Source organism: Micromonospora sp. CPCC 205546, from assembly GCF_036902715.1.
Lineage (GTDB): Bacteria > Actinomycetota > Actinomycetes > Mycobacteriales > Micromonosporaceae > Micromonospora.
The window spans coordinates 1-14,598 of sequence record NZ_JBAKHL010000090.1; the positions used below are offsets into that span (position 1 = coordinate 1).

The 14,598-nt window shown below is 72.9% G+C and carries 14 protein-coding genes and 1 other RNA gene; 13 read left to right on the forward strand and 2 right to left on the reverse strand.

Annotation, left to right across the window (positions count from 1 at the left end):
* Positions 1 to 81: 81 nt before the first annotated feature.
* The 3 genes from V6U77_RS27040 (at position 82) to V6U77_RS27050 (ending at position 2,846) form a co-directional block, all read left to right on the forward strand.
* The gene (locus V6U77_RS27040; protein WP_334609559.1) at positions 82 to 1,410 is read left to right on the forward strand and encodes a ferredoxin reductase family protein; all 1,329 of its coding nucleotides are present in this window, start codon (positions 82 to 84) and stop codon (positions 1,408 to 1,410) included.
* A gap of 10 nt (positions 1,411 to 1,420) precedes the next feature.
* On the forward strand, positions 1,421 to 2,014 hold the full coding sequence (locus V6U77_RS27045; RefSeq protein ID WP_334609560.1) for an FMN-binding protein: 594 nt from the start codon (positions 1,421 to 1,423) through the stop codon (positions 2,012 to 2,014).
* 112 nt (positions 2,015 to 2,126) lie between these two features.
* Positions 2,127 to 2,846, forward strand: coding sequence for an FAD:protein FMN transferase (locus V6U77_RS27050; RefSeq protein WP_334609571.1), 720 nt, complete (start codon positions 2,127 to 2,129; stop codon positions 2,844 to 2,846).
* Positions 2,847 to 3,387: 541 nt separating this feature from the next.
* Here the strand turns inward: V6U77_RS27050 and V6U77_RS27055 are convergent.
* The gene (locus V6U77_RS27055; RefSeq protein ID WP_334609561.1) at positions 3,388 to 4,059 is read right to left on the reverse strand and encodes a bifunctional DNA primase/polymerase; all 672 of its coding nucleotides are present in this window, start codon (positions 4,057 to 4,059) and stop codon (positions 3,388 to 3,390) included.
* A gap of 246 nt (positions 4,060 to 4,305) precedes the next feature.
* Here V6U77_RS27055 and V6U77_RS27060 point away from each other — a divergent pair, with 246 nt between their 5' ends.
* The 7 genes from V6U77_RS27060 (at position 4,306) to mctP (ending at position 11,188) form a co-directional block, all read left to right on the forward strand.
* Positions 4,306 to 5,535 carry a helix-turn-helix domain-containing protein gene (locus V6U77_RS27060; protein WP_334609562.1) on the forward strand — a complete coding sequence of 410 codons (1,230 nt, stop codon included), beginning with the start codon at positions 4,306 to 4,308 and terminating at the stop codon, positions 5,533 to 5,535.
* Between the two features lie 16 nt (positions 5,536 to 5,551).
* Positions 5,552 to 6,127: a flavoprotein gene (locus V6U77_RS27065; protein ID WP_334609563.1), complete on the forward strand. Its 576-nt coding sequence runs from the start codon at positions 5,552 to 5,554 to the stop codon at positions 6,125 to 6,127.
* A 173-nt stretch (positions 6,128 to 6,300) separates the two neighbouring features.
* Complete coding sequence (locus V6U77_RS27070) at positions 6,301 to 7,131, forward strand: Nif3-like dinuclear metal center hexameric protein (RefSeq protein WP_334609572.1); 831 nt, start codon at positions 6,301 to 6,303, stop codon at positions 7,129 to 7,131.
* On the forward strand, positions 7,128 to 7,865 hold the full coding sequence (locus tag V6U77_RS27075) for a zinc ribbon domain-containing protein (protein WP_334609564.1): 738 nt from the start codon (positions 7,128 to 7,130) through the stop codon (positions 7,863 to 7,865). The genes V6U77_RS27070 and V6U77_RS27075 overlap by 4 nt, the downstream gene beginning before the upstream one ends.
* A 3-nt stretch (positions 7,866 to 7,868) precedes the next feature.
* A complete protein-coding gene (locus V6U77_RS27080; protein WP_334609565.1) occupies positions 7,869 to 9,089 on the forward strand; it encodes a bifunctional RNase H/acid phosphatase in 1,221 nt (406 codons plus the stop codon).
* Positions 9,090 to 9,251: 162 nt separating this feature from the next.
* Positions 9,252 to 9,533 (forward strand): DUF3311 domain-containing protein, encoded by a 282-nt coding sequence (locus tag V6U77_RS27085; protein ID WP_334609566.1) that lies wholly within the window; start codon positions 9,252 to 9,254, stop codon positions 9,531 to 9,533.
* On the forward strand, positions 9,533 to 11,188 hold the full coding sequence (gene mctP / locus V6U77_RS27090; protein ID WP_334609567.1) for a monocarboxylate uptake permease MctP: 1,656 nt from the start codon (positions 9,533 to 9,535) through the stop codon (positions 11,186 to 11,188). Before V6U77_RS27085 ends, mctP begins: the two co-directional genes overlap by 1 nt.
* Positions 11,189 to 11,248: 60 nt before the next feature.
* On the opposite strand, the gene V6U77_RS27095 is transcribed toward mctP, so the two are convergent.
* Positions 11,249 to 12,010, reverse strand: coding sequence for a sulfite exporter TauE/SafE family protein (locus V6U77_RS27095; protein WP_334609568.1), 762 nt, complete (start codon positions 12,008 to 12,010; stop codon positions 11,249 to 11,251).
* Positions 12,011 to 12,112: 102 nt separating this feature from the next.
* Between V6U77_RS27095 and rnpB the strand changes: the two genes are divergently transcribed.
* The 3 genes from rnpB (at position 12,113) to V6U77_RS27110 (ending at position 14,392) form a co-directional block, all read left to right on the forward strand.
* An RNA gene (gene rnpB, locus V6U77_RS27100) (RNase P RNA component class A) lies at positions 12,113 to 12,529 on the forward strand.
* Positions 12,530 to 13,069: 540 nt separating this feature from the next.
* Entirely contained in the window at positions 13,070 to 13,615 is a 546-nt protein-coding gene (locus tag V6U77_RS27105) for a hypothetical protein (RefSeq protein ID WP_334609569.1), read from the forward strand.
* 186 nt (positions 13,616 to 13,801) lie between these two features.
* On the forward strand, positions 13,802 to 14,392 hold the full coding sequence (locus V6U77_RS27110) for a hypothetical protein (protein WP_334609570.1): 591 nt from the start codon (positions 13,802 to 13,804) through the stop codon (positions 14,390 to 14,392).
* Positions 14,393 to 14,598: the final 206 nt, after the last annotated feature.

The following is a 14,598-nucleotide window of genomic DNA, read 5'->3' on the forward strand; positions in this document are numbered from 1 at the left end:
CCCCCCCCCCCCGCCCCCCCCCGGCCGGCCCCCCCCCGCCCCCGCCCCCGCCCCCGGCCGGCTGCGGACGTACGCCCGCTGGTGCCGCCGCGCCGCGGTCCCGGCGGCCGGCGGCTGCTGGCCGCGCTGCTCGTCGTCGGCCTGCTCGCCAGCGTGCTGCCCTGGTGGCTGGACACCCCGCCCGGGTCGCTGCGGTCGACGGCCGCCACCGTCACCGCCGCCGGCCGGATCACCGGGCTGGTCGCCGGCTACCTGCTGCTCGTGCAGGTGCTGATGATGAGCCGGCTGCCGGTGCTGGAGCGGTGGGCCGGCGGCGAACGGATCGCCCGCTGGCACCGCGACGTCGGGGCCACCCTGCTGGTCGCCGTGCTCGCGCACGCGTCGCTGATCCTCCTCGGCTACGCCGACCTGGAGGACAACCCGGTGCTCACCGAGGCCGGCGTGCTGCTGCGCGACTACGAGGACATGGTCTCCGCGTTCGCCGCCGCCGGGATCCTGGTGCTCGTCGGCCTCACCAGCGTCCGGGCGATCCGCACCGCGCTGCCCTACGAGCTGTGGCACGCCCTGCACCTGTCGAGCTACGCGGTGCTGCTGCTCGGCTTCGCCCACCAGTTCAGCAACGGCGCGCAGCTGTTCCGGCCCGGCCCGGTGCGCACCGGTTGGATCGCGATGTACGCGCTGGTGCTCGCCGCCCTGCTCTGGGGCCGGGTGGTCGCGCCGCTGGCGTTCAACCTGCGGCACCGGCTGCGCGTCGCGGACGTGGTCGCGGAGAGCCCGGACACGATCTCGATCTACCTGACGGGGGAGCGGCTGGAGCGGCTGGAGCTGCTGGGCGGGCAGTTCTTCCGCTGGCGCTTCCTCGCCCGGGGCTGCTGGTGGCAGGCGCACCCGTTCTCGGTCTCCGCCGCCGCCAACGACCGCTGGCTGCGGCTCACGGTCAAGGTGGTCGGCGCGCACACCGCCGACCTGCGCGACCTCGAACCGGGCACCCGGGTCTGGGCGGAGGGCCCGTCGGGCACCTTCACCGCCGCCCACCGGACTCGCGAACGGGCCCTGCTGATCGCCGGCGGCAGCGGGATCACCCCCATCCGGGCGATGCTGGAGGAGCTGCCGCCCGGCGCCGCGCTGATCTACCGCGCCCGCACCCCCGCCGACGTGCTGCTGCACCGCGAGCTGGACTGGCTCGCCGAGGCCCGGGACACCGCGATCTGGTACGTCGTCGGCTCCCGCCACGATCCCGGCCCCCGCCAGGTGATGAGCCCGGACGGGCTGCGCCGGCTGGTGCCCGACGTCGCCCGGCGCGACGTCTACCTCTGCGGACCGCCCGGCCTGGTCGAGCAGTCGCTGAAGGTGCTCCGCGAGGCCGGCGTGCCCCGCCGGCAGATCCACCTCGCCACGTTCGAGCTGTAGGAAGGCCCCCATGCGTCGCGCCCTGCTCGCGATCACCGGCCTGGCGGCCGGCACCACCGCCATGGTGGTGCTGAAGGGTTCGCCGGGCACCAGCCCCGTCGCCCAGGACCTGCCGGTGGCGCCCGCGCCGGTGGTCCCCGCGCCGGCCGGTCCGACCCCGGCCGGCGAGGACGTCCCCGCCGCGCCGTCACCGGAGCGCACCAGCGCGTCCCCCCGGCCCGGCCGCACCGCCACCCGGGCGCCGGCGAGCCGGCCCAGCGGCACCACCCGCACGCCGTCCGCGCCGCGCACCACCACCAAGGCGCCGCCGCCCGCGCCGACCACCCGCACCGTGACGGGGCCGGTGGTGGAGAACGAGTACGGCAACGTCCAGGTGCAGATCACCCTCCGCGGGAGCCGGATCGTCGACGTGGTGGCCCTGGAGCTGCCCGAGGAGACCGCCCAGTCCGACCAGCGCAGCGAGCAGGTCGACGGCCGCTACAGCGGCAGCTCGGGGTTGGTGGTGCAGCGGCAGAGCGCCGACGTGGACACGGTCTCCGGGGCGACCGCCACCAGCACCTCGTACAAGAGGTCGTTGCAGGCCGCGATCGACCGGGCCAACTGACGTGCCGGTGCCGGCGACACCGGGCGGGGGCCCGTCGGCGATGGCGCCGGGGCCGGACCCGGGCGGGGGCCCGTCGGCGACCAGGCCGGGGCTGCGCCGGGTCGAGCAGGTCATGGGCACCGCGATCAGCCTCAACCTGGCCGACGACCTGCCCGCCGCCGAGTTGCACGAGCTGGCTGGGGACGTGTTCGCCTGGCTGCGCGAGGTGGACGCCCGGTTCAGCACGTACCGGGCCGACAGCGAGGTGTGCCGCGTCGACCGGGGCGAGCTGCCGCTCGCCGCGGCCGGCGCCGACCTGCGGGCAGTGCTGGCGCGCTGTGCCGACCTGTGGAAGGCCACCGACGGCTTCTTCGACGCGTACGCCACCGGCCGGCTCGACCCGTCCGGCTACGTCAAGGGCTGGGCGGTGCAGGTCGCCTCGGACCGGCTGCTCGCGGCCGGGGCGGCGAACCACTGCCTCAACGCCGGCGGCGACGTGCGGGTACGCGGTCGCTCCTCGACCGGGCGCCCGTGGCGGATCGGCGTCCGCCATCCGTGGGACGCGATGTCCACCTGCCTCGTGCTCGCCGGCACCGACCTGGCCGTGGCCACCTCCGGCGTCTACGAGCGCGGCCACCACGTGCTCGACCCCCGTCGGGCCGCTCCGGCGCGGGGGCTGCGCTCGGTCACGGTGGTCGGGTCGGACCTCGGGCTGGCCGACGCGTACGCCACGGCGGCCGTCGCGATGGGGCCGGCGGGCATCGGCTGGCTGGACGGCCTGCCCGCCCACCGGCACGCGGTCGTCACCGACGACGCCCGCCTCCTGCACTCCACCGACCTGCCCCTGGCCTGAGCCCCGGCGACTCCGGTCCGCGCGAGGGGCCCGGGCTTCGGCCCGGGCTCCGCCTGAGGGTCACGGGCTGCGTCCCGGCTTCGGCTGAGAGCCAGGTCCGGCCATCGGCCGAGGGCCACACGCTGCGGCCCGGGCTCCGGCTGAGGCCACGGGCTGCGGCCCGGGCTCTGGCTGAGGCCACGGGCTGCGGCCCGGTCGCCGGCCGAGGGCCAGGTCGGGCCGTCGACCGAGGGTCAGCGGAAGGGACGGGTGGTGCCGGGGCGGGAGCCGAGGGGCCGGGGACGGCCCGGGCGGGACCCGGTGGGACGGGTGACCGGCCAGCGGCGGCGCGGCCGGTGGTGCCGGGGCGGAGGCTCCGCACCGTCCGGCTGGCGCGCGGTGTCGTCGATGGACATGTAACCCCCCGCTCCCGGCGCGGTCGCGCCGTCGACGTGCTCAACGAGCGCCGGCCCCCGGGCGTCGCTGTCGAGCCGCCGTCACCTGCCCCGGGTGTCGCTGTCGAGCCGCGCTCACCTGCCCCGGGGTGGCCGTCGAGCCGCCGTCACATGCCCCGGCGCGGCAGCGGCAGGTGGCCGGGGAGCAGGTCGGAGGTGACCGTGACGCCGGTGGCCCGCAGGGCCTCGATCAGCGCGTTCTGCACCAGGTAGGAGTCGGGCAGTTGCCAGCGGGCGTGCTCGGGCGTCACCGCCCACCGGACGGTGCCCTCCGGCAGCCGGGTCGGCGGGGCGGGGATCCACGAGCCCGGGCCGTGCCGCACCACGTGGAAGCAGTGGTCGAGTTCGGGCCGCAGCGGGTCGCCGGGGCGCACCAGGAACATCCAGCGGCCGGTCGGGGTCACCAGCACCGGCCCGCGTACGCCGACGCCGGCCGGGTGCGTGCGCACCGCGTCCAGCACGTGCCGGCCCAGGTACGTGGGCACCTCCAGCACGTCGAACGCCCGTCCGGTGGGCAGCAGGACGCCGTGGGGCCGGGTGCGCCACCAGGTCGCGACCCGCGCGGGGTCGGCGCTCGCCGCGTGTTCCCAGTTCTCCAGGGCGGGATGGCAGCCGACCGTCGGGCAGCCGGCCCGGCCGCAGACGAAGCGGCTGCGGGCCAGGCAGGCGCCGGGGGTGACGTCCCAGCCGTGCAGGGCGTAGCGCACGGCCACCCGGCGCAGCCGTACCCGTTCCAACGGGGACAGTTGAACGACGCGCGGCGCGACATTTCCCCACATGTGCCATCTCCCCTCGCCGGACCCCGGCCGGTGCCCAGGTCGCTTGTCGAGCACCGTCACTGCCGTAACCCGCGATCGTTGAGCTGACGAACGGCTGATGCAACTTGCACGAAAACTACGAGGACTGGCTTTACGGCTGACGCACATGCTGTGCGACCAGCGAAAACCTGAGACGTACGGATCGCCGCGACTGGGACGACCGGCTCGGCACGCCCGCTCGAGCAGGCACAGGGGAGGGACGGGTAGATGGACGAGTTACCCATCGGGCGGCGGGTGGCGTACTGGCGGGGGCGGCGCAAGATGTCGCAGCAGGTCTTCGCCGACCGGCTGGGCAAGTCGAAGAGCTGGGTCGACAAGGTCGAGCGCGGGGTGCGCCGGCTGGACAAGTTCTCCGTCCTCCACGAGATCGCCGCCATCCTCCAGGTCGACGTGCAGTTGTTGCTGGGCAAGGACCCGGAGCGGCGTACGGACGCGCTCAACTGCATCGACCAGGTCGAGGTGCAGGAGATCCGGGCGGCCCTGGAGCGGTACGACTCGATGAGCGCGTACTTCGACGCCGCGCCGTACCCCCCGCCCCTGGCCGACATGCGCAAGGCCGTCAACCACGCCTGGCTCACCTACCAGTACGGCCGGTACGGGATGCTCACCCGGGCGCTGCCGAAGCTGCTGCGCGACGCCCAGGCCGCCGACGCCGGCTACGGCGGCGACCAGGCCCGCGAGGCGGCCCACCTGCTCGGGCAGGTCTACCAGATCGCCTCGTCGGTGCTGCGCAAGCTGGGCGAGTGCGACCTGGCCTGGCTGGCCGCCGACCGCTCGATGGCGGTCGCCCAGCGTGCCGACGACCCGCTGCTGGCCGGCATCGCCACCACCCGGGTCTGCAACGCCCTGGTGGCGATGGGCCGCCCCCGACCGGCCCTCGAACTCAACGTCACCATCGCCAACCGGCTCGCCCCGGGGGGCGGCACCGAGGCGTCCCCGGCCCTGCTGTCGGTCTACGGGATGCTGCTGCTCCAGGGCGCGATGGCCGCCGCCCGGATCGGCGACTCCGCGACGGTCGGCGACCTGATCAACGGCGCGCAGGAGGCGGCGATCCTGCTGGGCGGCGACCAGAACCACTACTGGACCTCGTTCGGGCCGACCAACGTGGAGCTGCACCGGGCGGCGGCGGCGGTCGAGCTGGGCGACGGCGGCCGGGCGGTGGAAGTGCACCAGCAGCGGATCCAGGAGGCGGCGTTCAACGCCCTGCTGCCCGAGCGCCGGGCCCACCACCTGCTCGACATCGCCCGGGGCTTCGCCCACGTCGGCGACGTGGCCAACGCCGGCGAGATGCTGCTGCGCGGCGACCGCCTCGCCCCGTCGGAGATCCGCTGCCGGCCGATCGCGCACGAGGTGATGTCGGACATCCTGCGTCGCACACGTGGTGCGCCGCCTTCTCCGATTGCGGAGTTGGCTGAGCACATGGGAGTAGGGGTATGAGCGCGGAGGCGGCCTGATGACCGGTCCGCGTCCGAGCAGCAGCGAGCGCCGCGAGGTGCTCTACGTCATCGCCTGCGGTTCGCCGCTGGCCCGCCACGTCGACCGCCTCGTCGAGCTGGCCCAGCAGGACGGTTGGGACGTCTGCGTGGTCACCACGCCGGACGGCGCCAAGTTCGTCGACCGGGCCGCGCTGGCCCGGCAGACCGGCCATCCGGTCCGCACCCACTACAAGAATCCGGGCGACCTCGACGTGCTGCCGCAGGCGGACGCGATGATCGTCTGCCCGGCGACGGTCAACACCGTCAACAAGTGGGCGGCCGGCATCACCGACACACTGGCCCTCGGGCTGGTGGTGGAGGCGCAGGGCCTGGGGGTGCCGGTGGTGGCGGTGCCGTACACGAACGCGGCGATGGCGGCGCACCCGGCGTTCCGGGCCGGCATCGCCCGGCTCACCGAGTGGGGGGTCACGGTGCTCTTCGGCGACCACGTCTTCCCGCTGCACCCGCCCGGCACCGGCGAGCGGTACGCGCACGCCTTCCCGTGGGCCCTGGGCCTGGCCGCCGTGCGGGACCGGCTCTGTCCCGTGGCCTGAAGCGGTGTCGGAGGGTCCCCGGCCGGCGTACGACGTCAGCCAGGGACCCCTCGGCGCACCAGGACGGCGGTGGGACACGCCGTCGCGGCGGTGGGCGACGCCCCCCGCCACGGCCCGCGCCGGTAAGCTGGCCCGCCGTGAGCACCAACGCAGTCCCGCCGACCGTCGCCGACGTGGTCGCCGAGCTGGAGCGGCGCTACCCGCCGGCCTGGGCGGAGGACTGGGACCGCGTCGGGCTGGTGCTCGGCGAGCCGTGCGCCCCGGTGCGCCGGCTCCTCTGCGTGGTCGACGTGGTGCCGGAGACGGTCGCCGAGGCGCTCGACGCCGGTGCCGACATGATCGTCGCGCATCATCCGCTGCTGCTGCGCGGCGTCTCGTCGGTGGCTCCCACGACCTACAAGGGCCGGATCGTCCACCGGCTCATCAAGTCCGACGTGGCGCTGTACGTCGCGCACACCAACGCCGACGTGGCCGCCCCGGGGGTCTCCGACGCCCTCGCCGCCCGGTTCGGGCTGACCGGGCTGCGCCCGCTGCACCGGCCCGCGCCCGGCTCGCCCGCGCACGGCGACGGCCGGGGGATCGGCCGGATCGGCGAGCTGCCGGAGCCGGTGACGCTCGCGGAGCTGACCCGGCACGCCGCCGCCGTGCTGCCCGCCACCGCCTGGGGAGTTCGCGCCGCCGGGGATCCCGGGCGTATGGTTCGTACCCTCGCGGTCAGCGGCGGCGCGGGGGACGGCTTCCTCGCCGACGCGACCGCGGCCGGGGTGGACGCGTTCCTCACCGCCGACCTGCGCCACCACCCGGCCGGCGAGCACCTGGCCGCCGACGGTCCGGCCCTGCTCGACGCCGCCCACTGGGCGACGGAACGACCGTGGCTGGACGACCTGGCCGTCCTCCTGCGGGAGGCGACGGGTGTCGAGACGCTGGTGTCCGACCTGGCCACCGACCCGTGGACCGTACACGCCGCCCCACCCGCGGTGGACGACAAGGAGCCCCGACCGTGAAGGCTGACCCCCAGGTCCAGCGCCGCCTGCTCGACCTCCAGGCGATCGACACCGCCCTCGCCCAGCTCGCCCACCGCCGCCGTTCGCTGCCCGAGCGGGCCGAGCTGGACGCGCTGGCCCGGGAGCTGTCCGCGCTGGAGGACGAGCGGGTCCGCGCCCAGGTGGCGGTCGACGACCTGGACCGGGACATCGCCCGCATGGAGAAGGACGTCGACCAGGTGCGGGCCCGCAAGACCAAGAACGAGGCCCGGCTCGCCGCCGGCACCGGTCCGGCCCGGGAGCTGGAGGCCCTCCAGCACGAGCTGGTCTCGCTCAACCGCCGCCAGGGCGACCTGGAGGACGCCGAGCTGGAGTTGATGGAGCAGCGGGAGACGGCCCAGGGCGTGCTCGAGGGCGTCGAGAAGCGGCTCGCGGAGGTGCGGGAGAAGCGCGACGCCGCCGAACGGCGCCGCGACGAGAGTCTGGCCGAGATCGCCAAGGAGGAGGAGTTCAAGCGCGGCGCGCGTCAGCCGCTGGCGGCCGATCTCCCGGCCGACCTGGTGAAGCTGTACGACAAGATCCGCGAGGACACCGGGCTCGGCGCGGCGCTGCTGACCGCCGGGCGGTGCGGCGGCTGCCGCATCGAGATCTCCGGCGCCGACGTGGCCCGGATCCGCAAGGCCGACCCGGACGAGGTCGTCCGCTGCGAGGACTGCCGGCGGATCATGGTCCGCACCAACGAGTCCGGCCTGTAGCCCGTGGCGCCGCGCGTGGTCGTCGTCGAGGCCGACGGCGGGTCCCGGGGAAACCCGGGTCCGGCCGGCTACGGCGCGGTGGTCCGCGACGCGGACACCGGTGAGGTGCTGGCCGAGCGGAGCGAGTCGATCGGCGTCGCCACCAACAACGTCGCCGAGTACCGGGGGCTGATCGCAGGGCTGGAGGCTGCCGCCGAGGTGGGCGCCGCCGAGGTCGAGGCCAGGATGGACTCGAAGCTCGTGGTCGAGCAGATGTGCGGGCGCTGGCAGATCAAGCATCCCGGGCTGCGCCCGCTGGCCGCACAGGCCGCCGGGCTGGTGAACCGCTTCGCCGCCGTCCGGTTCCAGTGGATCCCCCGGGAACGCAACCGGCACGCCGACGCCCTCGCCAACGCCGCCATGGACGTCGCCGCCGGCAAGGCGCCGGCCCGGGCCGCCGTCGCGCCGCCGCGCGTCGTGGAGCCGCCGCGCGAGGTCGCCGGCCCCGACTCGCCGGCCCGCGCGAGGGCCCGGGAGGTGGCCGCCCGCGCCGCGTCGGCGACGACCACCGGCACCGACCCGGCCACCGCACCCGCCTCCTGGGAGCCGCGCCCGAGCTTCACCGCCACCCGGCTCATCCTGGTCCGGCACGGCGAGACCCCGTACACCGAGCAGCGCCGCTACTCCGGTCGCGGCGACGTGCCGCTGTCGGAGCGCGGCCGGGCCCAGGTCCGGGCCACGGCCGCCCGGGTGGCCGCTCTGGCCCCGAGCGTCGCGGCCGTGGTCAGCTCGCCCCTGTCGAGGTGTACGGCGACGGCCGAGGCGATCGCCGGGGCGCTCGGCGGTGCGCCGGTGCGCCGCGAGGACGACCTGATCGAGTGCGACTTCGGGGCCTGGGAGGGGCGCACCTTCGCCGAGGTCCGCGAGGAGTGGCCGGGGGAGATGGACGCCTGGCTCGCCTCGACCCGGGTGGCCCCGCCCGACGGCGAGTCGTTCGCCGACGTCGCCGAGCGTTGCCGTCGCGCGGTCGACGGGCTGTGCCGGGCGTACCCCGGGGAGACCGTCGTGGTGGTCTCGCACGTCTCGCCGATCAAGCTGGTGCTGCGCGACGCCCTCGCGGCCGGTGACGGCTTCCTGCACCGGCTCTTCCTCGACGCCGCGGGCATCTCGGTGCTCGACACGTGGCCCGACGGCGGCGTCGCCGTCCGTACGGTCAACGACACCGCGCACCTCGCCGCGATCTGAGCCGGGCAGGGCCGGCCACCCGGCCGCCCGGCGTCGCCGTTCGGCGCACGCCGTCCGCCGTTCGGCGCAGCATCCTCCTCCCATCGAAGGTGACCCGGCTCACAGGGTCGTAGCCTCCGGCCGTCATCAGTGCCGATCTACGACACGCGGAGGTTTGTCGCAATGGCCGCACCCGAGCCGGAGGCGCCCGCAGCGGCGCGGTCCCGGGCGAAGGACCACAGCCCCTGGAACTGGTTGCTCTTCATCCCCATCGTGGTGCCCCTGATCCCCGTCTTCTTCAACGCCGACTCGCCGCGGTTCCTCGGCTTCCCGCGCTTCTACTGGCTCCAGCTCGCCTACATCCTGCTCGGCGTGGCCACCACCACGCTGGTCTACCAGATGACGAAGAAGCGGGCCGGCAGCCCGTCGGACGAGCCGGCCGGTACGGATGCGGGTGGCCGCTGATGTGGCGCGACCACCTCACCGAGATCATCGTCTTCTCGGTGCTCTTCCTGCTGGTCAGCGCCATGGGATTCGTGGCGGCACGGTGGCGCGCGCCGAAGGACATGGCCCACCTCGACGAGTGGGGGCTGGGCGGGCGCAACTTCGGCGGCTGGATCACCTGGTTCCTGGTCGGCGGTGACCTCTACACCGCGTACACCTTCGTGGCGGTGCCGGCGCTGATGTTCGGGGCGGGCGCGGCCGGCTTCTTCGCCGTCCCGTACACCATCGTCATCTACCCGCTGGTGTTCCTGGTGCTGTGCCGGCTCTGGTCGGTCTCGCACCGGCACGGTTTCGTCACCCCGGCGGACTTCGTCCGCAAGCGCTTCGACTCGCCGGTGCTGGCGCTGCTCGTCGCGATCACCGGAATCGTGGCGACGATGCCGTACATCGCGCTGCAACTGGTCGGCATCGAGGCGGTGCTCAAGACGATGGGGGTGACCGGCGAGAGCGCCCTGGCCCGGCACCTGCCGATCATCATCGCGTTCGCGATCCTGGCCGCCTACACCTACCAGTCGGGGCTGCGCGCGCCGGCGCTGATCGCGTTCGTCAAGGACACGCTGATCTACATCGTGATCCTGGTGGCGGTGCTGTACCTGCCGTACAAGCTGGGTGGCTGGGGCGAGATCTTCGACGCCGCCGAGGCGAAGTTCGACGCGTCGCCGAACCCCAACGACGGGGTGCTGCTGAACGCCAACAACCAGCTGCAGTACGTCACGCTGGCGTTCGGCTCGGCGCTCGCGCTGTTCCTCTACCCGCACAGCATCACCGGCGTGCTGGCCAGCCGGAACCGCGACGTGATCAAGCGGAACATGTCGGCGCTGCCCGCGTACAGCCTGCTGCTCGGCCTGATCGCGCTGCTCGGCTTCATGGCCATCGCGGCCGGGGTGAAGCCGCTGCCCGGGTCGAAGGAGGGCACCGTGGACAGCAACACGGTGGTGCCGGTCCTGTTCGACCAGCAGTTCCCCGACTGGTTCGCCGGCGTCGCGTACGCGGCCATCGGCATCGGCGCGTTGGTGCCGGCCGCCATCATGTCGATCGCGGCGGCGAACCTGTTCACCCGCAACATCTACAAGGAGTACCTGAAGCGGGACGCCAGCCCCGCGCAGGAGGCGAACGTCTCCAAGATCACCTCGTTGGTGGTGAAGGTCGGCGCGGTGGCCTGCATCGTCTTCCTCGACCCGCAGTTCTCCATCGACCTCCAGCTCATCGGCGGCGTGATCATCCTCCAGACGCTGCCGGCGGTGGCCCTGGGCCTCTACACCCGCTGGTTCCACCGGGGCGCGCTGATCGGCGGCTGGGTCGCGGGCATGGGGCTGGGCATGTGGATGCTCTACCAGATCCCGAACGCCGCGACCGGCCGCAAGCACTTCGGCGGCTCGGCGTTCCCGCTGGCCGATTTCGGCTTCGACACCCCGAAGACGATCTACGTCGGGATCGTGGCCGTGCTGGTCAACCTGGCGGTCGCGGCGCTGCTCACGGTGCTGCTGCGGGCGGCCAAGGTGCGCGACGGCGGCGACGGCACCACGTCGGACGACTACTTCGCCGACGAGGGCGACCCGCGCGTCGTGCCCGGCCCGCGCCGCGACGCAAACGCGGCCCCGGAACCGGTCGCCTGAGTAGCGAGGGGCCCTTGCGCCAGGCAGGGGCCCCTCGCCTCGCATCCGGGCGTCCGGGAATCAGCGCAGCGCGCGCCAGAGCAGGTAGAGCCCGATCGTCGTGCCGAAGACGACGATCAGCACCTTGAGCACCACCGGCGGCAGCCGGCGCACCAGCCGAGCGCCGGCGTACCCGCCGACCAGGGTCGCCGGAGCGACCACCGCGACGGCCGCCCAGTTCACCGGCCCGAACAGCGCGAACACCACGAGCGTGGTCAGCCCCACCAGGGCGGAGAGCAGGTTCTTCAACGCGGTCACCCGGGCCAGCGTCGCGTCCAGCACCAGGGCCAGACCCGCGACCAGCATCACCCCGAGCGCCGCGCCGAAGTAGCCGCCGTACACCGCGCCGAGGGCGACCATGGCCTGCACGGTGACCGTACGGCGGCGCGGCGCCAGGTCGCGCGGGTGCCCGACCAGCCGGCGCAGCGGATCCTGGAAAGCCAGCACCGCCGTCGCCCCGAGCACCAGGAAGGGCACCACCAGCTCGAACGCCCGGGCCGGGGTGGCCAGCAGCAGCAGGGCGCCGGCGATCGTGCCGACGATCGTGGTGGGCACCAGCGCGGCCAGCGCCCGCCGGGGCGGCAGGTCCTGCCGGCTGCCCGCCACGCTCGCCACGTACCCGGGGAAGACCGCGACCGAATTGCTCACGTTGGCCGGCACCGGCGGCAGCCCCACCGCGATCATCGCCGGGAAGGTGATGAGCGACCCCCCGCCGGCCACCGCGTTGACCGTGCCAGCGGCGAGACCGGCGGCGAGCAGCAGCGCGGCGTCGGAGAAATCCATGGTCACCAGAGGCTAGTACCCGGTCGCGGCAGCCGGGGCACGGACCGGCCCGGGGTGGCAATAGGCGTGACCGTGGCGTCGTTAGGATGGGTACGCGACGGACGAGTCGACCGGGCGGTCGCGTCGGCGGGCTCCGGCCCGCCGCCGAGGAACGTCCGGACTCCACAGGGCAGGGTGGTTGCTAACGGCAACCCGGGGCGACCCGCGGGACAGTGCCACAGAAAACAGACCGCCGGCCCCATCGGGGACGGTAAGGGTGAAACGGTGGGGTAAGAGCCCACCAGCACCCCGGGTGACCGGGGTGGCTCGGTAAACCCCACCCGGAGCAAGGCCAAGAAAGGGCCGTCGACCAGCAGGACGACGACCCGCGCAGACGCTTGAGGGCTGCCCGCCCGATGTCTGCGGGTAGGCCGCTCGAGCCTGCCGGCGACGGCAGGCCTAGATGGATGGCCGCCGCCGGCACGAGCCCCTCGGGGCGCGTGCCGGTCACAGAATCCGGCGTACAGGTCGACTCGTCCGTCGCCCACCAGCTCAGAGCCCCGATCAAGGCCCTGAGCTGGTTCTATGTCCGGGCGTCGATGGTCGTCGTTGGGTCAACTTTGGCGGACGTATGGCGGCCTGGGAACGGCCTGATTTTGGCGCGAATGTCACCACGGCGCCCCCGCTCTTGCTCCCACACGGTGGGGATGGCGACGCGGCAACCACCGACTGCCGCACCCTCCGAACGGGCCTTCTCCATCTCTGTCGAAGATCCCCCGCCCGGAGGGCAACGGCTCCTGGAGTCCGCCAGCGTGGCCGGCCGACCCGGCCGATGCCGGCCGAAGGTCGCCAGCAGGCCGGGGTGGGGCCGGCGCGGCCCGCTTTGATCTATTAGAGCCAATTCGGCAACGAAACCATATTCGGGGTGTGAGCCGACAACTGACGTGCGACACAAGTCCGCCAGGTCGCGGCAGGGCCGGTGATCGAGAGGCGGCAAGTTAGCCGCCGACCAATCTCCTGTCATCCCGAAGTGGGTGCGTAGCGGCGGACCTAAGGCGTTTTGACTAAGATCATCTTTAAGTGATCGAAGGAGTGTTTATGGGACCCTTGCCTCAGGCGATCTCAGCGCGCCGACAGCATGTGATTGCGGTGTGCCTGGCGGCTGGAGCGATCGCAGCCGTCTTTGCGGCGATCGCATACTTCCGAGGTGCAGCTGCGAACAAGACCAGCGTCTCGGTTGCCGGGCTCGTTACGGCGTTCGTGGTGGTGTGCGGTGCGGCTCTCAGCGTGCTGGTCCGGCTACTTTCTGATACCGCCGCTTCGTTCGACAACTGGATTCGCCGGTCCTCAGCCGGTGCCCTCCTGCTGACACCGGCAGCACTGGTGCTGACAGGAACCTTTTCCGCTTATGGCTGGGAGTTCAGCGACTGCGGAACCCTAATTGCCCCATACCGTCAAGCCGGTTCCAACTATGCCGATTTTCGGTCAGCATGCGACGCTGCGGCTGACAAACGGCTGACTTACGTCCTTATCTTGGTGGCCATCGGCTGTGTCATGGCTGGCGGCTACGGCATCTGGCTTCGTTACCGGAGGCAACTCGGTTCGCAGGAAAAAGTCCTCAGGTGACCGGAGAGCATCGAGCAGTTGGCGGACGTCTGTCGCACATCAGCTGACGGATCGCAGCCTGTCGGCAAGTTTGTCGTGACCCGGCTGATGCTGAATGTGTCCCACCTGATGCTCGACGAGATCGAATCCTTGCCAGGTGGCGGGTAGCCTCCCGGTGTCGTCTCGATGGCTTGGCATGAGGACCGGATGATCTCTGAGTACCAGCAGCAGTTGCGGGAGCGGTTTCTGGCGGCCTCCGTGGTGCCGCCACCCGCCCCGTGGTGCCCGATGCCTGGCCTGTACTCCCACATCCCTGTGGGCGGGCTGCTCGGCGTCGGCTTCGCCTCTCATCCGGTGAGCGGTGACGACCTTCTCATGGTCGTATCGAGCCAGGGCCGTGGTGTGCTCGATGCCTCGACCGGGGCAAAGATCGCTCGGGACCGCGATCCCGACCGGGAGTTGTGTGAACCGTCCGGCCCCGATTTGTCCTGTCCCGGCCTGGGGCCACTAGCTGGTGTGCAGGTACGCATCGCCGGTCTCTTCGGCGGTGGACTCCACAGCACCACCGAGGACGGCTGGACCCTCGACGTCGTCGCACCCGACTGGCCGAACCATCGAGTCCTGCTGTCCACGGATGGTGGCCTGCACAGGGGTCCGCCCGGCGGGACCTGGTGGCACATCCTCCACTCGAACTACTCGGAACTGCGGGCCGCTGGCTTCTCCCCCTCGGGCCGCACGCTGGTGATCGCAACCAGCAGCGACGTCACCCTGATGACTCGTCCCGGCCACGGTCATTAGCCGAGCCTGCCGACGCCGGGCATCTCGCTGTCCCTGCCCGCTCACCTCGGCTGTCAAGCTGGTTCTATACCCGGGCGCCGATGGTCGTTCTTCGTCAACTTTGGCCGGGTTTTGGGGGAGTGTGGATCTAACGGTGTTTCCGGCCTGACCCATCGGGCGTTGTGCCTGGTGAGGAGGGTGCCGTGATGACCGCGACACTGAACGAC